This is a genomic window from Streptomyces sp. RGM 3693, from assembly GCF_050471125.1.
GTDB lineage: Bacteria > Actinomycetota > Actinomycetes > Streptomycetales > Streptomycetaceae > Streptomyces.
On sequence record NZ_JBMPPQ010000005.1, the window covers coordinates 18,077 to 38,281 of the forward strand.

Sequence of the window (20,205 nt, forward strand, 5' to 3'; positions counted from 1 at the left end):
GAGGGAGGGGTCGAGGCAAGGGCTGTGGATAACGGTGTCGCTGCCTACCATGGAACGCATGAGCGACGACACATCCGGTGGCACCTCCCACAACACGTCCCACCACTCCTCCCACCACTCCTCCCACCATGAGTCGGACGCTTCCTCCCCCTGGCAGCCCCACCGGTCGTCCGGCGGTCTGCCGTCGCTCGACACGCTGCGCCGAGCGGCCCGGTGGGAGACCCTCGCCCTCCTCGTGGCGCTGATCGTGCTGGCGGCCGTCTTCAGCTAGCCGTACACGGGCGGCGGCCGTTCAGGCGGACGCCGGACGCGTCGAAGGCGTACGGGCGGAAGACGTACGAGCGGCAGGCGTACGGGCGGCAGAGGTACGAGGGGGAGCTCACGCCTCGTACGGGTGGAAGCGGAAGACGTTCTCCGGGTCGTGCGCGGCCTTGAGGTCCGCCAACCGGGACCGGGCCGCCGTCCCGTGGGTGCTGCGGGCCACCTCCGCCGCGTCCGCCCGCCCCCGCTGCTCGCCGAGGAGGAAGTTGACGCTCCGTCCGATCCGCCAGGGTGCCACCACCGCCAGCGCCGCCGCGTGCACCTCCCGTACGGTCGCCAGGTCGGCCTCGGGGGCGGCGTCGCCCAGCGGCGACAGCATCCGCAGCGCGAACCGGGCGTCCCGGTGGCCCACCGCCCCGGCCCCGGTACCGCCGGTGGGGCCGGTCGTCAGCGCCCCGCCCAGGTGGTTGAGCTGCACCACCACCATCATCGGCGCGGCCGGCCCGGTCAGTGCGGCCACCCGTTGCAGTGCCGCCGCGTCCAACCCGCTGAGCAGCGCGTTGTCGCCGTTGTAGGCGTGCGGGTCACTGGGGTCGCGGTGGATGGTGTGGGACTCCTCGTAGGGCATCTCGCGCAGGTCGTCGCTGACCACCGGGCCGACCGCGCGCAGCGGCGCCACCAGGCGCGCGCCCTCCTCGGCGGGCCCGGTGTACGCGATCCGGATCTGGAGGAGGTGCCGGCCGCGCAGCGGGGCCGGCAGCTGCGGCAGGTCGGGGTAGACGATCAGCGCGAGCGAGGAGGTCAGGGTGTCGGGGACGGTGTCGGTCCAGCGCAGGTACGCGGCGAGTGCGTCGTCGATCTGCTCGGCGCCGAAGACGAGTTGACCGCCGTAGAGCCGGGCCACCGGTACCAGCCCGAACTCCATGCCGGTGACCACGCCGAGGCCGTGTCCGCCGCCGAGCAGCCCCCAGAAGAGGTCGGGGTCGGTGTCGGCGGTGACCCGGACCCGGCGCCCGTCGGCGGTGACCAGGTCGACGGCCCGGACGTGGTCGGCGGCGAACCCGTAGGTGCGGGCCAGCACCCCGACCCCGCCCCCGAGGGTGTACGAGACCACGCCGACGCCGGGCGAGGAGCCGTTGAGCGGGGCCAGTCCGTGCGGGGCGGCCGCCGCGATGACCTGGCCCCAGACGGCGCCCGCGGCGACCCGAGCGGTGCCCGCCACGGGGTCCACGGTCACGTCGGTCATCCGCCGCGTGCTGATCAGCAGTCCGCCGTCGGTGGCGGTGGCGAGGCCGTGCCCGGTGACCTGGACGGCGACCGGCAACCGCCGGGCGCGGGCGAAGCCGACCGCGGCGGCCACGTCGGCGGCGTCCGTCGCGCCGACGATGACGGCAGGGCGGTGCCGGTAGCCAGCCTGGAAACCGGAGCGCTCGGCGTCGTAGCCCTCGTCGCCGGGGCGGAACACCGGCCCGCGGACCTGCCGTACGAGGTCCGCCACCGCCTCCGGTGCGAGCGGGGTGAACGGGGCGGTGGCGGTAGGGCGAGAGGCGGGGGCGAGGGCTTCGGTCGTCGTCATGCGTCGCACTCTCGGGCAATAACTTGACACCGGCCGTCATATTTAAAAAGCAGTTGGGCGGCGGGATATAAACCGGGGGTGAAGGCCGACCGTCTGCTCTCGATCCTGCTGCTCCTCCAGACCCGCGGCCGGGTTCCGGCGAGCGAACTGGCCGCGCGCCTGGAGGTCTCCACCCGCACCGTCTACCGGGACGTCGAGTCGCTGTCGGCGTCCGGAGTACCGGTCTACGCCGAGCGCGGCCGGCACGGCGGGATCGCGCTGCTGCCCGGCTTCCGGACGGACGTCACGGGGCTGACCACCGACGAGGCCCGGGCGCTGTTCATCCTGGCCGCGCAGGGCGCGCACCATGCGCTCGGCCTGGACGACGCGCTGGGCTCGGCGCTGCGCAAGGTGATGGCGGCGCTGCCGGCCCCGCACCGCCCGGCCGCCGAACTGGCCGGCCGGCGCATCCTGGTGGACCCCGACCGCTGGCTCGGCGGCCCCCGCCCGGCGGTGGACCTGGACGAGTTGCAGACCGCCGTCTTCACCGACCGGCGGCTACGGATCCGCTACCGGCACAGCGGCGAGACCCGGCTGCGCACCTACACCGTCGACCCCTACGGGCTGGTCGCCAAGGCCGGGACCTGGTACCTGGTCGCCGACCGGCGCGGCCGGCCGCAGCTGTTCCGGGCGGACCGGGTCGCGTCGGCGGCCGTCACCGACGTCCCGGTGCGACGGCGGCCGGGCGTGGAGCTGGCGGAGGTCTGGGCGCAGTTGCGGCGGCAGGTGGAGGAGCGGCCGGCGCCGGTGCGGGTGACCGCCCGGATCCGCCGGGAGCGGTTGGACCTGGCGGTGCGGATCCTGGGCGGCGCACTGACCGGGCCCCCACGGACGGGTGACGCGGCGGACGGGGAAGAGGGGGGCGGCGGGGAAAGTGGGGAGGGCGAGGAGGAGGCGCCGCGCCACGGGGCGGGGGCGGCGGACGGCTGGGCGGTCCTGGAGCTCGGCTATCCGGTGCTCTCCGCCGTCCGCCAACTGCTCCAGTTCGGCGACTCCCTGGAGGTGCTGGACCCGCCCGAGGCCCGCCGGGTGCTGGCCGACGCCGCGGCGGCGCTCACCGGCCTCTACGCGGCGGACGGCGCGACGGACGGCGGCGCGGACGGCGCGGCCGACGGCGCGTAGCGGCCCGCACCCGGCGGACGTGAGGTGCCCATGAGGCGCCTGTGACGCCCCTTGTCCATACTCCGACCGCAGGTCATCTCACCGGCTGGACGCTCCACCCGGCCCCCGCGCAACCCCTTAGGCTTCCCCCGTGGCTGATATCGAGATCCCCGCTGACCTCAAGCCCGCCGACGGACGCTTCGGCGCGGGCCCCTCCAAGGTGCGTACGGAGGCGCTCGACGCGCTGGCCGCCACCGGTACCTCGCTGCTCGGCACCTCCCACCGCCAGGCCCCGGTCAAGAACCTGGTCGGCAGGGTGCGGCAGGGCGTGCACGATCTCTTCCAGCTCCCCGAGGGCTACGAGGTCGTCCTCGGAAACGGCGGTTCCACCGCGTTCTGGGACGTCGCGACGCACGGCCTGATCGAGAACAAGTCGCAGCACCTCTCGTTCGGCGAGTTCTCCTCGAAGTTCGCCAAGGCCGCCAAGCAGGCGCCGTGGCTGGCGGAGCCCACCGTCATCTCCGCCGACCCGGGCACCCACCCGGAGCCGGTCGCCGAGGCGGGCGTGGACGTCTACGCCTTCACCCACAACGAGACCTCGACCGGTGTCGCGGCCCCGATCCGGCGGGTGGCCGGCGCCGACGAGGGCTCCCTGGTGCTGGTCGACGCCACCTCCGGCGCCGGTGGTCTCCCGGTGGACATCGCCCAGACCGACGTCTACTACTTCGCGCCCCAGAAGTCGTTCGCCTCGGACGGCGGACTGTGGCTCGGCGTCTTCTCCCCGGCCGCCCTGGAGCGCGCCCGCGCCATCCACGCGTCCGGCCGCCACGTCCCGGAGTTCTTCTCGCTCCCCACGGCGATCGACAACTCCCTGAAGAACCAGACGTACAACACCCCCTCCCTCGCCACCCTCTTCCTGCTCAACGAGCAGCTGGAGTGGATCAACGGCCAGGGCGGCCTGGACTGGGCGGTCGGCCGCACCGCCGCCTCCTCGCGCACCCTCTACGGCTGGGCCGAGGACTCCAAGTACGCCACCCCGTTCGTCACCGACCCGGCGAAGCGCTCGCAGGTCATCGGCACGATCGACTTCACCGACGACATCGACGCGGCGGCGATCGCCAAGGTGCTGCGCGCCAACGGCATCGTCGACACCGAGCCGTACCGCAAGCTCGGCCGCAACCAGCTGCGGATCGCGATGTTCCCGGCGATCGACCCGGCGGACGTCGAGGCGCTGACGGCCTGCATCGACCACGTGGTCGGCCAGCTGTAACGGCACCCCACCGACGCGCACACGGAGGGCCCCGGCGGGCAGCAAGACCGCCGGGGCCCTCTGCGTGCCGGATCCGCCGGGGCCTATCCGACCCTGATCCACCGGACCGACCCTAGAACCCCTGGAACCCCTAAAACCCCTGGAACCACACGTCGCCGAGGTTGCCGGCGCCCTCCTCCGACCGGCGCACGCGGAAGCAGGAGACCCGCCGGTGCTCGACGCCACCGCCGGCGACCGGGCGGTGCAGCCCGAGGGCCATCACGCCGAGGTCGGACCAGATGCGGTCGCGGGGCTCCTCGTCGAGGTCGAAGCCCACCTCGGCCGCCTTCTCGCGCTCGATGCCTAGGGCGCGCAGCACCTCCTCCGGGTCGCCGTCGAAGCTCCAGACGTCCTCGTCATCGCAGTCCCACCCGCCGACGAACACCTCCTCGCCGGTGGGCAGGACGACGTGATCCTCCTGGTACGTGTTCCCGTAGTCGAGCTCGACCGATCCGACGATGCGGGCCTCTGGGTGCCGTGCGCGCTGCCGCGCGATCTGTCGGCATCGTCGTCGTGGTGCGTGGCGCCCTCATGGACGTCGGCGTTCGTCATGGGTGCACCGTAACTACGGCCACTGACACCGCAGTTCGGGAACCAGGGCGCCTAGTGGGGGGCCGGGCGGCAGCGACTCGCGGCGGCGGTGTCGCCGAAGGGTTCGTGCAGCGGATCGGCCGCGCCCCGCCCGCCGACCACCGCCGAGGGTGCCGTCGGAGCCCCGACCGCGCCCCCGAACGGGCGCACCGCGACCGGCCGCCGCACGGGACGCACCGCGACGAGACGTGACGAAACGGGCTGGATGTGCCTCCATGGAGGCATGCGGACCCCTCCCAGCCCCGGCCTCGCCCCCTTCGAACGGCAGGGGACGATCCTGCTGACCACCTACAAGAAGGACGGCACCGGCGTCGGCACCCCGGTCAACCTCGCGGTGGACGGCGACCACGCCTACTTCCGCACCTTCGGCAGCGCCTGGAAGGTCAAACGGATGCGGAACTTCCCCGAGGTGGAGTTCTGCGCCTCCACCTGGCGCGGGAAACCCACCGGCTCCACCCTCCGGGCCCGGGCCCGGCTGCTCGACCCGACCACCCGCGAATACCGGCGCGCCGAACGGTCGTTGACGCGGAAGTACCCGCTCATCCACGGGCTGGTGGTGCCGCTCGTCCACCGACTGCGGCGGGAGCGCACGCTCCACTACGAGCTGCGGCCGGTCGAGGACGCGCCAGAGGCGTAGCCGGGGCGGCGGACCCCGGGCCGGGGCGGCGGACCAACGGGACGACAGACCGACAGGCCGGCGGACCGACAGGCCGGCGGACCGGCGAGGACCCTAGCGGCGGCTCCGCCGCAGCAGGCTCCGGAGGGCCAGTATCAGCGCCGTCGCCCCCGCCAGCACCAGCGCCCCCTTGCCGTAGCTGGGCGCCGGGTCGCCGGACCGCTCGCCCGGCCGCCCGGCCGCGGCGTCCCCGCCGGACGCGTCCCCGTGGGCCGCGCCGTCGTCCCGCCGGGCCGTGTCCGGGAGTTGCTCCCCGCTGAGCGCCACCGGCTCGACCTGGCTGCCGCGCCCCTCCGACCCGTACATCAGCGTGCGGCCGTCGGGGGTGAAGCTGACCGACTCGCCCTGTCGTTGCAGCGGCACCGCCACCCCGCCGAGGTCGTCCGGGCGGCCGTCCCGCCAGCGGTACATCCGCGCGCCGAAGTAGCCGCGCAACACCAGCCGGGTGCCGTCCGGGGAGAACGCGCCGTCGGTCACCCACAGGTCCACCGGGGCGACCTTGCGGAAGGTGTTGCTCCCGGAGGTCGACAACCGGGCCGGGCCCTCGTAGAGCGCGGCCCCGCCGCCCTGCTTCTTGCTGGCGAGGTAGACCCGGCCGGTCTTCGGGTGCACCATCAACGCCTCGGCGTCCCGCGGCCCGTCCGCGTACCGGACGGTGAACTGCTCGGCGGTGACGGTGACGTCGCGCAGCTGCTTCGGCTCGGGGAAGCGGTAGATCCAGACGTGGTCCCAGCTGCCGCCGAGGTTGTCGCCGATGTCGCCGACGTAGATCCGGCCGTCCGGGCCGACCGAGATCGCCTCGACGTCGCGCGGCGCCCCGATGCCGCGCAGGGTGACGGTGGCGACCGTGCGGCCGGTGGCGGCGTCGACGGCGTAGAGGTAGGGGCCGTCGTCGCTGTCGTTGTGCGTCCAGTAGATGCCGGGGTGGGCGCGGCTGGCGGCCAGGCCGCTGGACTCGGTGATCCGGGGGTCGGTGAGGGTGAAGCCGTCGGGCTCCGCGGCCGCGGCCGGCCCGCCCGCCGCGGTCAGCAGCGCGAGCGCCGCGGCCGCCACCCCCGTCGCGTACGGGAGCGGACGTCGCGGGCTCCTGGGGCGGCGCACGGCGGCATACATGGGGCACAGCCTGCCATGGCGCCCGGCCGCCCGGGGCGGCGTGGCCAGCGTCACGTACCCGGCGGTAGCGTTGTCGGCCATCATGGCCAGATGAGGATCATGTGCGTCGGGGACTCCATGACGATCGGCAGCTCCGGCGACTTCACGTGGCGCTACCGGATGTGGCAGCACCTCAACGCGACGTACGCCGGCCCGTACCGCATCGTCGGACCGCGCCGCACGCTCCACGACCCGGCCACCGGCGCCGCGGACTCCCCCGCGTACGCCGACCCGGCGTTCCCCGAGAAGGCACAGTGCCACCTCGCCGGCTGGGGCGAGGGCTGGCTGCACATGGCGCCGCTGATCGAGGACGCGGTGCGGGAGCACCGGGCGGACACCCTGCTGGTGTCGCTGGGGCTGATCGACCTCGGGTTCTACACCGACCCGGAGCAGACGGCGCAGAACGTGCGGCGCTTCGTGGACCGCGCCCGGGCGGCCCGGCCGCACATCCGGGCGGTGCTGATGCCGGTGATACCCAATGTGCGGACGCTGATGGACCCGGACTTCGGCGACCAGTGCACGCGCTTCAACGAGCTGCTGGCGAAGGCGGTGGCCGACCTCGACACGCCCGGCTCGCCGCTGCTGCTGGCCTCTGAACCGGAGGGCTGGGAGATCGACACGGCCACCTACGACGGCACCCATCCGTCGGTGCTGGGCGAGCACCTGCTGGCCGGCGCGTTCGCCGACGCGATGCACCAGGCGTGGGACGTCGGCGGCCGTTACGCCCCCTGACCGCTTGCTTCGAGTGGGCTCCAAGGGCTTGGCTGGACAACCATGAAGTACACGCAGCTGGGCCGCACCGGACTCAAGGTCAGTCGCCTCGTCCTCGGGACGATGAACTTCGGGCCGCAGACCGACGAGGCGGGCAGCCACCGCATCATGGACGCCGCGCTGGACGCGGGCATCAACTTCTTCGACACCGCCAACGCCTACGGCTGGGGCGTGAACAAGGGCCGCACCGAGGAGATCATCGGCTCGTGGTTCGCGCAGGGCGGCGGCCGGCGGGACAAGACCGTGCTGGCCACCAAGGTGTACGCCAACATGGGGCCGGACGGCGAGCCGGCCTGGCCCAACCACGACAAGCTCTCCGCGCTCAACATCCGTCGGGCGGTGGACGCCAGCCTGACGCGCCTGGGCACCGACCACATCGACCTGTACCAGTTCCACCACGTCGACCGGGACACGCCGTGGGACGAGATCTGGCAGGCCGTCGACGTCCTCGTCCAGCAGGGGAAGATCCTCTACGCGGGCTCCTCCAACCACGCCGGCTGGCACCTCGCGAAGGCCAACGAGACGGCCGCGCGCCGGGGTTCGTACGGCCTGGTCAGCGAGCAGTGCCTGTACAACCTCGCGGAGCGGCGGGCTGAGATGGAGGTCATCCCGGCCGCCCGGGACTACGGGCTGGGCGTGATCCCCTGGTCGCCGCTGCACGGCGGGCTGCTGGGCGGGGTGCTCCGCAAGGAGAGGGAGGGCACCGGGTCGGCCCGCTCGACCTCCGGCCGGGCCGCGGACTCCCTCGCCGACGCGGCCGTCCGGGCGCAGATCCAGTCCTACGAGGACCTGGTCGACAAGCACGGCCTGGAGCCGGGCGAGGTGGCCCTGGCGTGGCTGCTCAGCCGGCCCGGGGTGACCGGCCCGATCGTGGGTCCGCGCACCGCCGACCAGCTCACCTCGGCATTGCGTGCGGTGGAACTGGAGCTGCCGGCGGAGCTGCTGACGGGTCTGGACGAGGTCTTCCCGGGGCCGGGACCGTCGCCGGAGGCGTTCGCCTGGTGAGCCCGTCGAGCCCGGCGGGCCGGCCGCCCGGCTGGTCAGCGGCCGCGCCCCGGCGGACGGCTCGGGTCAGCGCAGCGCCGCCGCCACGATGACGACGATCAGCAGCACGGCGAACAGACCGGACATGATCCGGTTACGGGTTTTGGGATCCACCCTTTGAGCGTAACCGGGCCCGAACCGGACCCTTCGCCGACCCGGGTGTTCGGCTCAGCCGCCCAGCGGCCACCGCGCCACCGGCTCGTAGTGCGGCTGGCTGCCGGGGACGCCGGGCGCGGGCGGGTGGCTGCGCACCAGGGCGATCTCCTCGACCGTCCAGGGGCTGCCCGCGAAGTCGGCCAGGGCCGCGGCGTACGGGACGAGGTCGAGGCCGCCGGTGCGGTTCCGGGCGAGGGTGAGGTGCGGGGTGTACGGGCGGTGGTCGCCCATCCGCAGGCCCACCCGGCGACCGGCCGCCTCGGTGGCGTCCGCGAGGTGGCGCATGGCGGGCCGGTCGCCGTCCGCCCCGGCCCACACCACCCGGTCGCCGAACCGGCCGCCGCCGGCGATCCGCAGGTCGTAGGGGGCGTGCCGGTGGGCGGCGCGGGCCAGTCGCTCGTGCAGCTCGGGGAGGACGTCCGTGGGCACCTCGCCGTAGAAGGCGAGGGTGAAGTGCCAGCCGTCGTGACCGGTCCAGCGCAGCCGGTCGGCGCCCGGGAGCTTCTTCAACTGGCCCACTTCCGAGGCCAGTTGACCGAGGGAGTGCTCCGGGGGCAGCACGGCGGCGAAGAGTCTCATGGAGCCAGTGTTGCCCCACGATCGCCGCCGTGCCCGACAGACGGCCGGACAGGCCCTAGGGCCTGTCCGGTGGGCCATGGCCGGGTCCGACCCTGACCCACCGGACCGGTCCTACGCCGCCGGCGCCAACTCCTTCTCCGCCGCCTCACCGGCGGCGCCCATCCGCGGGACGAACGCCACGTGCGGGTGCCCGCGCCGCAGATCGATCTTGAGGCGCAGTCCGCCGGACCGGGCCAGGACCAGGCCGACCAGGGCCGCGGCCGCCATGGAGATCACCCCGCCGGCGAGGAAGCCGACCTGGGGACCGTAGGCGTCGGTGACCCAGCCGACCAGCGGCGCACCCAGCGGCGTACCGCCCATGAAGACCATCATGAACAGGCTCATCACCCGGCCGCGCATCGCCGGGTCGGTGGCCATCTGGACGCTGGAGTTGGCGGTGACGTTGATCGTCAGACCGACCAGGCCGATCGGGGCGAGCAGCGCCGCGAAGACCCAGAACCCGGGCGCCAGGGCCGCGACGCACTCCAGCAGTCCGAAGACCAGCGCCGCCCCGACCAGCATCCGCAGCCGGGAGCCGGCGCGGCGGGCCGCGAGCAGCGCACCGATCAGCGAACCGGCCGCCATCAGGCCGTTGAACAGCGCGTACGTGCCGGCCCCGGCGTGGAAGACCTTGTAGGTGAAGGCGGTCAGCCAGATCGGGAAGTTGAAGCCGAAGGTGCCGATGAAGCCGACCAGGACGATGGGCCAGATCAGTTCGGGGTGCTCGCGGACGTAGGCCAGGCCCTCCCGAAGCTGCCCCTTGCTGCGCGGGACCCGGTCCACCTTGTGGAGTTCGGCGGTGCGCATCATCAACAGGCCGGTGAGCGGGGCGAGGAACGACAGGCCGTTGAAGAGGAACGCCCAGCCGCTGCCGAGGGCGGTGATCAGGACACCGGCGACGGCCGGGCCGATCAGCCGGGCGGACTGGAAGTTGGCGGAGTTCAGGCTGACCGCGTTGCGCAGGTCGCGCTGGCCGACCATTTCGGAGACGAACGCCTGCCGGGCCGGGTTGTCGACGACCGTGACCAGGCCGAGGAGGAAGGCGCCCGCGTAGACGTGCCAGACCTGGACCTGGCCGCTGAGCGTGAGGCCGGCCAGCGCCAGACCGGTCAGGCCCATCGCGGACTGGGTGCACAGCAGCAGCTTGCGCTTGGCGAAGCGGTCGGTGAGGACGCCGCCGTAGAGGCCGAAGAGGAGCATCGGCAGGAACTGGAGCGCGGTGGTGATGCCGACCGCGCCGGACGAGCCGGTGAGGCTGAGTACCAGCCAGTCCTGGGCGATGCGCTGCATCCAGGTGCCGGTGTTGGAGACCACCTGACCGGTGGCGAAGAGGCGGTAGTTGCGTATGCGGAGGGAGCTGAACATGCCCGTGCGCGGTGTGGCGGCGTGGCCGGCGGTGGTGCCGGCGGTGGCAGTCCCGGCACCGGCCGGTCCTGCGGCGACACCGGGGGCCTTGGTGGAGCCCGGGGTGGTCGCGGTCGCGTCGTCGGTGACCGTGTCGTCGTGGGAGTTCGGTGCGGGGGCGGAGTGTGCTCCGGATCCCGTACTCAAAGTGGGTTCGCCTCCTTCAAGCCATGGCTCTACAGCTGTGCGAGTTTCTCCAGTACCGGCGCGGCGTCCCGCACCTTGGCCCACTCGTCCTCGTCCAGCCCGGAGGCCAGCTCGGCGAGCCACGCGTTGCGCTTGCGGCGGCTCTCTTCGAGCATCGCCTCGGCCTGTTCGGTCTGGGTGACCACCTTCTGGCGGCGGTCGTCGGGGTGGGCCTCGAGCCGGACCAGTCCCTTGGCCTCCAGCATCGCCACGATGCGGGTCATCGACGGCGGCTGTACGTGCTCCTTGCGGGCCAGCTCGCCGGGCGTGGCCCGGCCGCACCGGGCGAGGGTGCCGAGCACCGACATCTCGGTGGGGCTGAGCGACTCGTCGACCCGCTGGTGCTTCAGGCGGCGCGAGAGGCGCATCACGGCGGACCGCAGGGAATTCACGGCGTCAACGTCGACACCGTTGGACAGTTCCGGCATAGTCTTTAGCATAGCTCATTAGCCTTTCTAAGGAAAGTGGCGGCCCCGGGCCCGTTCCGCGTCACCCGGGCATCACCCATATGAGTGAGGACGTCGCGGAAAGCGACACACCTGACCGCACCGTGCAGGGACCGTGTCGGTATGGGATCGAGAGTGCTCAGCCTGCGCGTCGACGGGGAGCTGCTGGAGCGCCTTCGGCAGCATGCCGCAAAACGCGGAATGAGCGTCCAGGACTATGTCGTCCGGACGCTCATCCGCGAGGACTTCGATGAACGGTTGTCGAGCTCGGTCGACGAGACCGAGCGGCTGCACGGCTGGGGGCCGGCCGGCCCCCAGACCCTCGTGACGGGCCCGACCGGGCCGCCGCCTACCTGACCCCGAGCACCTGCTCGATCGGGTTGAGCAGGAAGTAGACGAGGAAGCAGACCCCGACCGCGTTCAGCAGCCACGGGATCTCCTTGAAGCGGCCGGTCGCCGCCCGCAGCAGGATGAAGGCCAGCACGCCGATGCCGATGCCGTTGGTGATGCTGTAGGTGAACGGCATCGAGACGACGGTCAGGAACGCCGGGATGCCGACAGTGAAGTCGCCCCAGTCGATGTCCCGGACGTTCGAGGCCATGATCAGGAAGCCGACGACCAGCAGCGCGGGCGTGGCGGCCTGCGAGGGGACGACGGTGGCCAGCGGCGTGAAGATCAGCGCCAGCAGGAACAACCCACCGGTGACCAGGTTCGCCAGGCCCGTGCGGGCACCCTCTCCGACGCCGGCGGTGGACTCCACGAAGCAGGTGTTGGCGGAGGCCGAGCCGAAGCCGCCGGCGGCGACCGCGATGCCGTCGACCATCAGGATCCGCCCCATGTTCGGCAGGTTGCCGGTCTCGTTGTCCAGCAGCCCGGCCTCCTCGCCGACGCCGATGATGGTGCCCATCGCGTCGAAGAAGCCGGACAGCAGGACGGTGAAGACGAACAGGCAGCCGGTCAGCACGCCGACTTCCTTGAAGCCGCCGAAGAGGCTGATCTGCCCGATGAGTCCGAAGTCGGGCGCGCCGACGATCTTGTCCGGGACGTTCGGGACGGCCAGCCCCCACGACGCGTCCGGGATGTGCGCCACCGCGTTGATGATGATCGCGACGACGGCCATGGTGACCATGCCGATCAGGATCGCGCCCTTGGTCTTCCGGACGGTCAGCACGAACATCAGCGCCAGACCGAGGACGAACACCAGCACCGGCCAGCCCTTGAGCTGACCGCCCTGGCCCAGGCTCAGCGGGACGGTGGTGTGCGCGGCGTCCGGGTTGCGGGACACGAAGCCCGCGTCGACCAGGCCGACCAGCGAGATGAACAGGCCGATGCCGATCGCGATGGCCCGCCGCAGCCCGCCCGGGATGGCGTCCATCACCCGCTGCCGCAGCCCGGAGGCGACCAGGACCATCAGCACCAGACCGGCGAGCACCACCATGCCCATCGCGTCCGGCCAGCTCATCTTGGGCGCGAGCTGGAGCGAGACCACGGCGTTGATGCCCAGGCCGGCCGCGATGGCGATCGGGACGTTGCCCATCACGCCCATCAGGACCGTGCCCAGACCGGCCATCAGGGCGGTGGCGGTGACCAGCTGGCCGTTGTCCAAGTGGTGGCCGTATTTGTCGACACCGGCGCCGAGGATGATCGGGTTCAGCACCACGATGTAGGCCATCGCGAAGAACGTGGCCAGTCCGCCGCGCAGCTCGCGGCTGACCGTCGAGCCCCGCTCGGAGATCTTGAAGAAGCGGTCGAGACCGTTCTTGGGCGGCTGTGGGCCAGGACTCTTCAGGGCGTCGACCGGCGAGGGGGTCGAGGGCGACATGCGGGACCTCAGTCGTACGGGCCGGAGCAGGCGCGACGGCCTTGGGGTCTGCCCCAAGGCCGGGACACGCACAGGCGGCGGGACAGCAACCAATGGACGGGAACAGTGTGGAGGGATCAGATTGGAGGAATCAACGATCCGAACCAGTCAGTTCCGGAAAGGTTCAGTATGAATAAACAATTCGTTGATCGCTATCTCCGCGCGTAGACCCCTCGGGCGCCTACGCACAGGGCTCGAACCGGCGCCGCTCCCGGCCCCGTAAGCTGACTCCCATGTGGAAGAAGTCCGAACTGCGCGAGGCCCCGGCGCCCCTCGAAGGTCCCGTCGTCGGCACGATCACCGGCGGCACCGTCATCTGGTTCGTGCTCTTCTTCGCCCAGCTGCCCTTCTACGGCTGGTACGCCGACCACCGCCACACCTGGTTCCTGTGGACCTGCCTGGCCGGCGGCGGGCTCGGCCTGCTGGGCATCTGGTACGTGCGCAAGCGGGACGCCGCGATCAAGCGGGCGGCGGCCACCGCCACCCCGGACGCCGCGAACGCCGCCTGACGCTCCCTCATCCGCACCGGGCCGCCACCCCGCCCGGCCCGCCACCGGACGCCGCCCGCCCACCCGGGGTTGCCGCGTAACCGGACAGAACCCCCACACCACTCCTGTCGACCGCCAGCGGGTGAAGCGGTCATTACGCCCGTAACGTCTAGGGCATGACGGACCCGACGCAGACCGAAGTCGAGGAACCGGAGCCCGGCGGCGGCCGGCCCGCCACCGGGAACGGCCGGGAGGTGGCCCGGGGCGGACTGACCACCGCCGAGGTCGCCGAACGGGTGGCCAGGGGCGAGGTCAACGACGTCCCGCTGCGGTCCTCCCGCTCCACCGCGGACATCGTCCGGGGCAACGTCTTCACCCGGTTCAACGCCATCATCGGCGTCCTCTTCGTGATCATCCTGATCGTCGGCCCGATCCAGGACGGCCTGTTCGGCTTCGTCATCGTCGCCAACACCGGCATCGGCATCATCCAGGAGCTGCGCGCCAAGAAGACCCTGGACAGCCTGGCCCTGATCGGCGAGGCCCGGCCGACCGTCCGCCGCGACGGGTCCGCCGTCGCGGTCCCCACCTCCGAGGTGGTCCTCGACGACGTCATCGAACTCGGCCCCGGCGACAAGGTCATCGTCGACGGCGAGGTGCTGGAGAGCGACGGCCTGGAGATCGACGAGTCGCTGCTGACCGGCGAGGCCGACCCGGTGGTGAAGAAGCCCGGCGACCCGGCGATGTCCGGCAGCTTCGTCGTCGCGGGCAACGGCGCGTTCACCGCGACCAAGGTGGGCCGGGCGGCGTACGCGGCGCAACTCGCCGAAGAGGCCAGCCGCTTCACCCTGGTCCACTCCGAGCTGCGCACCGGCATCAGCCAGATCCTCAAGTACGTGACCTGGATGATGATCCCGACCGCGCTCGGCCTGATCCTCAGCCACCTGCTGACCCTGGGACTGCCGGCCGACTCCGCGATCCGCCGGATGGTCGCCGGGATCGTGCCGATGATCCCCGAGGGGCTGGTGCTGCTGACCTCGGTCGCCTTCGCCATCGGCGTCGTCCGGCTCGGCCGCAAACAGTGCCTGGTACAGGAGCTGCCGGCCATCGAGGGCCTGGCCCGGGTCGACGTGGTCTGCCTGGACAAGACCGGCACCCTCACCGAGGGCGGGATGGACGTCAGCGAGCTGCGGACGCTGGGCGACAGTGCCCTGCAGCCGCAAGGCGACCACGACCCGGACCGCGTCCAGCAGGTGCTCGGCGCCTTCGGGGCGTCCGACCCGCGCCCCAACGCCTCCCTCCAGGCCGTCGCCGACGCCTACCCGGCCCCGGACTCCTGGCGGTGCACCGGCACGCTCCCGTTCTCCTCCGCCCGCAAGTACAGCGGCGCCGCCTTCGAGGAGCCCGGCGGGGAGCCCTCCTCCTGGCTGCTCGGCGCACCGGACGTGCTGCTGCCCGACGACGACCCGCTGCTGCCGGAGATCGACCGGCGGGGCGCCCAGGGCCTGCGCGTGCTGCTGCTGGCCCGCGTCGACCGGCCCCTGGACCACCCCGACGTCGCACGCGAGGTCCGGCCCGTCGCCCTGGTCGTCCTGGAGCAGCGGCTCCGCCCGGACGCCCCCGACACCCTGCGGTACTTCGCCGAGCAGGGCGTGCAGGCCAAGGTGATCTCCGGTGACAACGCGGTGTCGGTGGGGGCGGTCGCCGGCAAGCTGGGGCTGCCCGGCGCCGACTCCCCCGTGGACGCCCGGCACCTGCCGCACGACGACCCCGAGGCGATGGCCCAAGCCCTCGAAGGGGGCGCCGTCTTCGGGCGGGTCACGCCCCAGCAGAAGCGGGACATGGTCGGCGTGCTCCAGTCCCGCGGCCATCACGTCGCGATGACCGGTGACGGCGTCAACGACGTACTGGCCCTCAAGGACGCGGACATCGGCGTCGCCATGGGGTCCGGGTCCGAGGCGACCCGGGCGGTGGCCCAGATCGTGCTGCTGAACAACAGCTTCGCGACCCTGCCGTCGGTGGTGGCCGAGGGGCGCCGGGTGATCGGCAACATCACCCGGGTCGCCACCCTCTTCCTCACCAAGACCGTCTACTCGGTGCTGCTGGCCGTCCTGGTGGCCTGCTGCCAGATCCCCTACCCGTACCTGCCCCGGCATCTGACGCTGCTGTCCACGCTGACCATCGGTGTCCCCGCCTTCTTCCTCGCGCTGGCGCCCAACAAGGAGCGGGCCCGCCCGCACTTCGTCCGCCGGGTGATGCGCTACGCCGTCCCCTCCGGCGTCATCACCGGCCTCGCGGCGTTCTCCACCTACCTGCTGGCCCGCGCCTACTACACCGGCCCGGACGCCCTCAGCGCGCAGACCAGCGCCGCCACCCTGACCCTCTTCCTCACCGCCCTGTACGTCCTGGCGATCATCGCCCGCCCGTACACCTGGTGGCGGATCGGTCTGGTCCTCCTCATGGGGCTGGGGTTCCTGATCGTCCTGGTCACGCCGTGGCTCCAGCGCTTCTTCGACCTGCGGCTGGTGGGGACGACGATGCCGTGGACGGCGGTGGCGATCGCGGCGGTGGCGGCGCTGCTGCTGGAGGTGGCCTGGCGGTGGGTGGGGCGGCGCTTCCCGGCGTGACCCGCACCGCGGAAGGTCAGGCGGCCGTGGGGCGGCGCAGCGCCTCGATGACGCTGGCGTAGCTGTCCTGGCCGTGCCCCGCCGCAGCGGTCCGCTCCATCAGGCCCTTGAGGAGTTCCGGCAGCGCGGTGTCGATCCCGCGCGCCGCCGCGGCGTGCAGCAGGTGCCCGATCGCCGCGATCTGGACGTCCACGGTGGCGTCGTCGCCCGGGTAGTGCCCGGCGTCTCCAGGCCGCGACCGGCACCACCCCGCTCCAGTGGCTCCTCAACCAGCGGCTGGTGCACGCCCAATCGCTCCTGGAGTCCACCGGCCTACCGATCGAGAAGGTCGCCGCGCTGAGCGGCCTGGGCACCGCCAACGACCTCCGCCACCACTTCCTGTGGCACCTCGGCGTCTCCCCGGGGAACTACCGCCGTTCCTTCCCCGGCCGCTGAACCCCGGCCAGGCCCGGTGGCCTTGACGCCCTGCGGTCGGGAAGGCCACCGGGCCGGGTGTCGTGCGGGAGCCCGGGGCGCCTCATGACGCCCCGGGGTCCCGGTGTCTTAACGCCGCGTGGTGACGACCACGGCGAACCGCTCGGCTCAGAAGCCGACCGTACGGACCGTCACCAGGCCGCCGAGCGGACCGCCGGGCATCGCGGGGGCGAGGGACTCGGCTGTGCCGAGGACGTCGCCGACGTGCACCACGGCGCCGTGACCGGCGATCTCGCCGCCGAGGGTGGCGAGGCCACCGGATACGGCGTCCAGCTCGCTGTCGGAAATCTCGGTGGCGGCCACAGGGGTGAAGTCGTTACGCATGGCGTGCTTTTCCCTTCGCTTTTTTGAATTTCTCGGCAAGGCGCCGGGACCTGAAAAGGAACCGGTCTGGCTCCTTGCGAACAGGCCGGTATGCAACCACGCCAAGAGATCACCGAGCAACCTACCCATCGGTTTTTTACCGCTCTTGAACTGCGTCTTCACGTTCGAGCAAGATTCCGCGGACGATACTGCGCCGCTTCCCCGAAAAGCCCTGGAAAACCCCCGTAAAAGCGCCGCGTACGCCCTCGTGGGCCATATTTGCACTTACGGAACGGCGAATGCCCAGCGAGCCGACATGAAGGGAGATGTCCGGCCTGAACAACTGTGGCGTACAGCTGTGCAGAAGTCACGGGAAGGGGGTGGGCCCGGTGACACGGGTAGGCATAGCGGGCGTGCCCGGTCTCCAGCGTCGCCCGCGCCGGTGTCACCATGATCCCCAACCCACCTGGAAGGTCTGATAATTGAGAGCCCCTGATCGCTGCGGACTGCCACACCCCGCCCCCCAGCCTGAAGGCCAGGGCCCCCTTGGAGGCATCCGGTGAACCGAGAAGCGCCGGACATCCGAATTCGCCGCGGACCCCTATTCCGCCTATCGCGTGCTGCGCGACGACTTCCCGTTGCTGCACCACGAGGCCACCCAGAGCTACGTCATCTCGCGGTACGAGGACGTCGAACGGGCCTTCAAGGACCCGGTGGCCGACTTCGCCACCCGTTTCCCCGTCAACGTCATCGCGGACATGCTGGGCCTGGACCGGGCCGATCACGGCCGCTTCCACCGCTGGTACACCGCGATCATCGGCTTCCTCGGCAACCTCGCCCAGGACCCGGACGTCGCCGAGGCCGGCCTGCTCACCCGCGACGAATTCGCCGCGTACCTGCTGGCATCCGCAGCTCCGCCGAGAGCTCGACCACGGCCGTCGGGCGACGGCACAGGGTCAGGATCCGGACGTGCTCGGACTGCATGCCCGGGGTCGGATCGCATGCGCTGACGATGAGGGTGACCAGGTCGAGCGTGTGATCGTCGGCGGACCGGCTGCGGCCGCGGGTGACGGTGTAGAGCCGGTCCGGATCGTCGTCAGGACCGAGCCGCTTCATGCCGACGGCCCGCCCTCAGCGCGCGGGGCGGCCTGGAGGTACTCGCCGATCTGCTCCACCAGCTCGTTCATGTGGAAGCCGATCAGGCCGACGTCGGCGTCCTCGACGGCGATCAGCGCCAGGTGGGCGCCGTTGCCCGCCTCGACGATGAACAGCAACCCGCCGTGGAACTCCGTCATCGCCTGCCGCACGCCCCCCGTGCCGTCCCCGAACTCCACGGACATCCCGGAGGCGATCGCGGCGAGCTGGTCGACGGTCAGGTCCTTGGATTGGCCTCCGCCTCCCCGCGCTGAAGCATGGGGATTCTCCGCCTGCCGTGGCCCCTGTCGTACTGAGGCCACGGCTTCGGGTGGGTTCCTGTTTCCTTCCCACGTGGGTGGGGGTTGTGCGCGCTGCCAGGACTTCCCCAGGTCTTATCTGCGCTCCGCAGGCGTTTACCGCTGCCGTTACCGGCGTCGGGCCCCCGGTCCGGGGGTGGGGGGTTCTGTCGTGCTGGCCGCGAGGATGCAGCGGCCTTCGTCTCGGACGTTACGTCCGGCGTTCCAGTCCCGGTCATGCCGGACTTCGCAACCCGAGCAGGTCCAGGTGCGGACGTCGAGCGGCTTGGGGCCGTCGCGGAAGCCACAGGCCGAGCAGACCCGAGAGGACGGGAAGTCCCGGGCGACCTTGGCGAAGCCCCGGCCGCGCCGGGTCGCCTTGTATTCGCAGAACATCACGAACTGTGTCCAGCCCGCGTCGTGCACACTCTTGGCCAGTCGGGTGCGCGCCAGTCCACGCACGTTCAGGGTCTCGGCGAAGACGGCTTGGTTTTCGCTCGTCAGCTTGTGAGACCACTGGTGAGGGAAGTTGCGGCGTGAGTCGGCGACCTTGGCGTGTGCGCGGGCGACCTTGACGCGGGCCTTGTCCCGGTTGTTGCTGCCCTTCTCCTTCCGCGACAGTTCCCGCTGTCGCTTCTTCAGCTTCTTCTCAGCCCTGCGTAGGTACTTCGGCGAGGCGATGTGTGACCCGTCGGCGAGCACGGCGAAGCGGGTCAGCCCCAGGTCGATGCCCTGGTCCCGGTCGACCGGCGGAAGAACGTCGGCGACCGGGTCGGACTCCACGACAAAGGACACGAAGTACCGGCCGGAGCGGTCCTTGATCAGCGTCACACTGGTCGGGTTCGAGGGAAGTTCCCGGGTCCACGTGACCTTGATATCGCCGATCTTGGGCAAGCGAAGCCTGCCGCTGCCGAGGACTGCGAACCGGTCGGAACGGGTGAAGCGTGCGGTCTGCCGGTTGTCCTTGCGGGACTTGAACTTCGGCGGGGCAACCTTCGGACCCTTGCGCTTGCCGGACTTGGAGTCCTCGTGCGCCTTCCATGCCGCGTCCAGGTCCCGGAGGGGCTGCTGCATCACACCGACCGGCGCATCGGACAGGAACGCCCGCTCGGCGGTCTTCTTCGCGGCCGTGATGAGCGTCTTGCCGAGTTCCGGGTTCTTCGGGATCGCCCAGTACGGTCCCTCAGCCGTGCGGGTCTTCGGGTTGCCGAGCGACCTGTTCGACGCCTTGCGCGGCCTGGTGATCGCCAACGCATCGTTCCAGACCACGGGCCTGCACCCGAACACCCTGGCTGCGTCGATACGTTGACTTGGCGTCAAGGTGACGCGGTACTGGTAACGAAGCTGCACACACATGATCGTAGGCCGACAAACTGCGGGCCGGGGCCTACTTCGCCGGATCGGTCAGCGGCACACCGCTACCAGTAGAAGCAGCACCGCGCAGATCCCGCCACTCCAGGCGAGGAGCGTGCGCGCGCGGACTCCGGTACGAGCAGGACCACGCCGACGCACAGCCCGCCGGTCACCACCAGAGCGACCGCCAGTGTGCGCAGTGCGACGCCCAGCGGCGTGGGTGCTGCCCCGGGGCGGGAGGATATCCGTGCTGGCATCAAACAGGTCCTCGTGGCGATGGCGACGGCGGGAGGGGCGATCGGCAGGGACGGGGCCCGGGCATCGGGATGCCGATCCGCG

20 protein-coding genes and 4 pseudogenes are annotated in these 20,205 nt (G+C 71.7%); 11 read left to right on the top strand and 13 right to left on the bottom strand.

Annotation, left to right across the window (positions count from 1 at the left end; translation table 11 throughout):
- Positions 1-58: 58 nt before the first annotated feature.
- On the top strand, positions 59-271 hold the full coding sequence (locus ACO0M4_RS39480; RefSeq protein WP_430376098.1) for a hypothetical protein: 213 nt from the start codon (positions 59-61) through the stop codon (positions 269-271).
- 108 nt (positions 272-379) lie between these two features.
- Here the strand turns inward: ACO0M4_RS39480 and ACO0M4_RS39485 are convergent, their stop codons facing one another.
- Positions 380-1,837 carry an FAD-binding oxidoreductase gene (locus tag ACO0M4_RS39485; protein WP_430376100.1) on the bottom strand — a complete coding sequence of 486 codons (1,458 nt, stop codon included), beginning with the start codon at positions 1,835-1,837 and terminating at the stop codon, positions 380-382.
- Between the two features lie 78 nt (positions 1,838-1,915).
- On the opposite strand from ACO0M4_RS39485, the gene ACO0M4_RS39490 reads away from it, so the two are divergent.
- Together ACO0M4_RS39490 and serC are read left to right on the top strand one after the other, a co-directional pair.
- Entirely contained in the window at positions 1,916-2,998 is a 1,083-nt protein-coding gene (locus ACO0M4_RS39490; protein ID WP_430376102.1) for a helix-turn-helix transcriptional regulator, read from the top strand.
- Positions 2,999-3,128: 130 nt separating this feature from the next.
- On the top strand, positions 3,129-4,247 hold the full coding sequence (serC, locus tag ACO0M4_RS39495) for a phosphoserine transaminase (protein ID WP_430376104.1): 1,119 nt from the start codon (positions 3,129-3,131) through the stop codon (positions 4,245-4,247).
- Positions 4,248-4,377: 130 nt separating this feature from the next.
- Here the strand turns inward: serC and ACO0M4_RS39500 are convergent, their stop codons facing one another.
- Positions 4,378-4,782, bottom strand: a complete 405-nt coding sequence (locus tag ACO0M4_RS39500) for a DUF6333 family protein (protein ID WP_430376366.1) — start codon at positions 4,780-4,782, stop codon at positions 4,378-4,380.
- 318 nt (positions 4,783-5,100) lie between these two features.
- Between ACO0M4_RS39500 and ACO0M4_RS39505 the strand changes: the two genes are divergently transcribed.
- Positions 5,101-5,514, top strand: a complete 414-nt coding sequence (locus tag ACO0M4_RS39505; protein ID WP_430376106.1) for a PPOX class F420-dependent oxidoreductase — start codon at positions 5,101-5,103, stop codon at positions 5,512-5,514.
- A gap of 93 nt (positions 5,515-5,607) precedes the next feature.
- Here ACO0M4_RS39505 and ACO0M4_RS39510 read toward each other — a convergent pair whose 3' ends face one another.
- A complete protein-coding gene (locus ACO0M4_RS39510) occupies positions 5,608-6,666 on the bottom strand; it encodes a hypothetical protein (protein WP_430376108.1) in 1,059 nt (352 codons plus the stop codon).
- A gap of 99 nt (positions 6,667-6,765) precedes the next feature.
- On the opposite strand from ACO0M4_RS39510, the gene ACO0M4_RS39515 reads away from it, so the two are divergent.
- The gene (locus ACO0M4_RS39515) at positions 6,766-7,437 is read left to right on the top strand and encodes a GDSL-type esterase/lipase family protein (protein WP_430376368.1); all 672 of its coding nucleotides are present in this window, start codon (positions 6,766-6,768) and stop codon (positions 7,435-7,437) included.
- A 42-nt stretch (positions 7,438-7,479) separates the two neighbouring features.
- The gene (locus ACO0M4_RS39520; protein WP_430376110.1) at positions 7,480-8,481 is read left to right on the top strand and encodes an aldo/keto reductase; all 1,002 of its coding nucleotides are present in this window, start codon (positions 7,480-7,482) and stop codon (positions 8,479-8,481) included.
- A gap of 207 nt (positions 8,482-8,688) precedes the next feature.
- On the opposite strand, the gene thpR is transcribed toward ACO0M4_RS39520, so the two are convergent.
- From thpR to ACO0M4_RS39535, 3 genes are all read right to left on the bottom strand, one after another.
- Complete coding sequence (gene thpR, locus ACO0M4_RS39525; RefSeq protein WP_430376112.1) at positions 8,689-9,255, bottom strand: RNA 2',3'-cyclic phosphodiesterase; 567 nt, start codon at positions 9,253-9,255, stop codon at positions 8,689-8,691.
- Positions 9,256-9,366: 111 nt separating this feature from the next.
- Positions 9,367-10,845, bottom strand: a complete 1,479-nt coding sequence (locus tag ACO0M4_RS39530; RefSeq protein WP_430376114.1) for an MFS transporter — start codon at positions 10,843-10,845, stop codon at positions 9,367-9,369.
- 29 nt (positions 10,846-10,874) lie between these two features.
- Positions 10,875-11,312, bottom strand: a complete 438-nt coding sequence (locus ACO0M4_RS39535) for a MarR family winged helix-turn-helix transcriptional regulator (protein WP_100606736.1) — start codon at positions 11,310-11,312, stop codon at positions 10,875-10,877.
- A 141-nt stretch (positions 11,313-11,453) separates the two neighbouring features.
- Here ACO0M4_RS39535 and ACO0M4_RS39540 point away from each other — a divergent pair, with 141 nt between their 5' ends.
- Positions 11,454-11,687, top strand: coding sequence for a hypothetical protein (locus ACO0M4_RS39540; protein ID WP_430376117.1), 234 nt, complete (start codon positions 11,454-11,456; stop codon positions 11,685-11,687).
- Here ACO0M4_RS39540 and ACO0M4_RS39545 read toward each other — a convergent pair.
- Positions 11,680-13,152, bottom strand: coding sequence for an NCS2 family permease (locus ACO0M4_RS39545; protein ID WP_430376119.1), 1,473 nt, complete (start codon positions 13,150-13,152; stop codon positions 11,680-11,682). The two genes, ACO0M4_RS39540 and ACO0M4_RS39545, sit on opposite strands and share 8 nt — an antisense overlap.
- A gap of 272 nt (positions 13,153-13,424) precedes the next feature.
- On the opposite strand from ACO0M4_RS39545, the gene ACO0M4_RS39550 reads away from it, so the two are divergent.
- A complete protein-coding gene (locus tag ACO0M4_RS39550; RefSeq protein ID WP_430376120.1) occupies positions 13,425-13,700 on the top strand; it encodes a DUF2530 domain-containing protein in 276 nt (91 codons plus the stop codon).
- A 155-nt stretch (positions 13,701-13,855) separates the two neighbouring features.
- Positions 13,856-16,303, top strand: a complete 2,448-nt coding sequence (locus tag ACO0M4_RS39555) for an HAD-IC family P-type ATPase (protein ID WP_430376122.1) — start codon at positions 13,856-13,858, stop codon at positions 16,301-16,303.
- Positions 16,304-16,319: 16 nt separating this feature from the next.
- Here the strand turns inward: ACO0M4_RS39555 and ACO0M4_RS39560 are convergent.
- Positions 16,320-16,529: pseudogene (locus ACO0M4_RS39560) on the bottom strand (NAD(P)-dependent oxidoreductase); the annotation flags it as partial.
- Between ACO0M4_RS39560 and ACO0M4_RS39565 the strand changes: the two are divergent.
- Positions 16,523-16,738, top strand: a pseudogene (locus tag ACO0M4_RS39565) (helix-turn-helix domain-containing protein); the annotation flags it as partial. The pseudogenes ACO0M4_RS39560 and ACO0M4_RS39565 overlap by 7 nt on opposite strands.
- A 147-nt stretch (positions 16,739-16,885) precedes the next feature.
- Here ACO0M4_RS39565 and ACO0M4_RS39570 read toward each other — a convergent pair.
- A complete protein-coding gene (locus ACO0M4_RS39570) occupies positions 16,886-17,101 on the bottom strand; it encodes a hypothetical protein (protein WP_430376124.1) in 216 nt (71 codons plus the stop codon).
- A 599-nt stretch (positions 17,102-17,700) separates the two neighbouring features.
- Between ACO0M4_RS39570 and ACO0M4_RS39575 the strand changes: the two are divergent.
- Positions 17,701-18,012 (top strand): annotated as a pseudogene (locus tag ACO0M4_RS39575) (cytochrome P450); the annotation flags it as partial.
- On the opposite strand, the pseudogene ACO0M4_RS39580 reads toward ACO0M4_RS39575, so the two are convergent.
- The 4 genes and pseudogenes from ACO0M4_RS39580 to ACO0M4_RS39595 all read right to left on the bottom strand — a co-directional run.
- Positions 17,963-18,196, bottom strand: a pseudogene (locus tag ACO0M4_RS39580) (DUF742 domain-containing protein); the annotation flags it as partial. The pseudogenes ACO0M4_RS39575 and ACO0M4_RS39580 overlap by 50 nt on opposite strands.
- Positions 18,193-18,537 carry a roadblock/LC7 domain-containing protein gene (locus ACO0M4_RS39585; protein ID WP_430376125.1) on the bottom strand — a complete coding sequence of 115 codons (345 nt, stop codon included), beginning with the start codon at positions 18,535-18,537 and terminating at the stop codon, positions 18,193-18,195. The pseudogene ACO0M4_RS39580 and the gene ACO0M4_RS39585, both read right to left, overlap by 4 nt.
- 105 nt (positions 18,538-18,642) lie before the next feature.
- Positions 18,643-19,869 (bottom strand): RNA-guided endonuclease InsQ/TnpB family protein, encoded by a 1,227-nt coding sequence (locus ACO0M4_RS39590; RefSeq protein WP_430376126.1) that lies wholly within the window; start codon positions 19,867-19,869, stop codon positions 18,643-18,645.
- 62 nt (positions 19,870-19,931) lie between these two features.
- Positions 19,932-20,123, bottom strand: coding sequence for a hypothetical protein (locus ACO0M4_RS39595; protein WP_430376127.1), 192 nt, complete (start codon positions 20,121-20,123; stop codon positions 19,932-19,934).
- Between the last annotated feature and the right edge of the window lie 82 nt (positions 20,124-20,205).

What these genes read in the sequence shown, in the direction of transcription:
- thpR (WP_430376112.1), bottom strand. Translation starts at nt 9,255, where the DNA reads ATGAGACTCTTCGCCGCCGTGCTGCCCCCGGAGCACTCCCTCGGTCAA.
- ACO0M4_RS39480 (WP_430376098.1), top strand. Translation starts at nt 59, where the DNA reads ATGAGCGACGACACATCCGGTGGCACCTCCCACAACACGTCCCACCAC.
- ACO0M4_RS39510 (WP_430376108.1), bottom strand. Translation starts at nt 6,666, where the DNA reads ATGTATGCCGCCGTGCGCCGCCCCAGGAGCCCGCGACGTCCGCTCCCG.
- ACO0M4_RS39505 (WP_430376106.1), top strand. Translation starts at nt 5,101, where the DNA reads ATGCGGACCCCTCCCAGCCCCGGCCTCGCCCCCTTCGAACGGCAGGGG.
- ACO0M4_RS39545 (WP_430376119.1), bottom strand. Translation starts at nt 13,152, where the DNA reads ATGTCGCCCTCGACCCCCTCGCCGGTCGACGCCCTGAAGAGTCCTGGC.
- ACO0M4_RS39590 (WP_430376126.1), bottom strand. Translation starts at nt 19,869, where the DNA reads ATGTGTGTGCAGCTTCGTTACCAGTACCGCGTCACCTTGACGCCAAGT.
- ACO0M4_RS39520 (WP_430376110.1), top strand. Translation starts at nt 7,480, where the DNA reads ATGAAGTACACGCAGCTGGGCCGCACCGGACTCAAGGTCAGTCGCCTC.
- ACO0M4_RS39540 (WP_430376117.1), top strand. Translation starts at nt 11,454, where the DNA reads ATGGGATCGAGAGTGCTCAGCCTGCGCGTCGACGGGGAGCTGCTGGAG.
- ACO0M4_RS39550 (WP_430376120.1), top strand. Translation starts at nt 13,425, where the DNA reads ATGTGGAAGAAGTCCGAACTGCGCGAGGCCCCGGCGCCCCTCGAAGGT.
- ACO0M4_RS39515 (WP_430376368.1), top strand. Translation starts at nt 6,766, where the DNA reads ATGTGCGTCGGGGACTCCATGACGATCGGCAGCTCCGGCGACTTCACG.
- ACO0M4_RS39485 (WP_430376100.1), bottom strand. Translation starts at nt 1,837, where the DNA reads ATGACGACGACCGAAGCCCTCGCCCCCGCCTCTCGCCCTACCGCCACC.
- ACO0M4_RS39535 (WP_100606736.1), bottom strand. Translation starts at nt 11,312, where the DNA reads ATGCCGGAACTGTCCAACGGTGTCGACGTTGACGCCGTGAATTCCCTG.
- ACO0M4_RS39595 (WP_430376127.1), bottom strand. Translation starts at nt 20,123, where the DNA reads ATGCCAGCACGGATATCCTCCCGCCCCGGGGCAGCACCCACGCCGCTG.
- ACO0M4_RS39555 (WP_430376122.1), top strand. Translation starts at nt 13,856, where the DNA reads ATGACGGACCCGACGCAGACCGAAGTCGAGGAACCGGAGCCCGGCGGC.
- ACO0M4_RS39570 (WP_430376124.1), bottom strand. Translation starts at nt 17,101, where the DNA reads ATGCGTAACGACTTCACCCCTGTGGCCGCCACCGAGATTTCCGACAGC.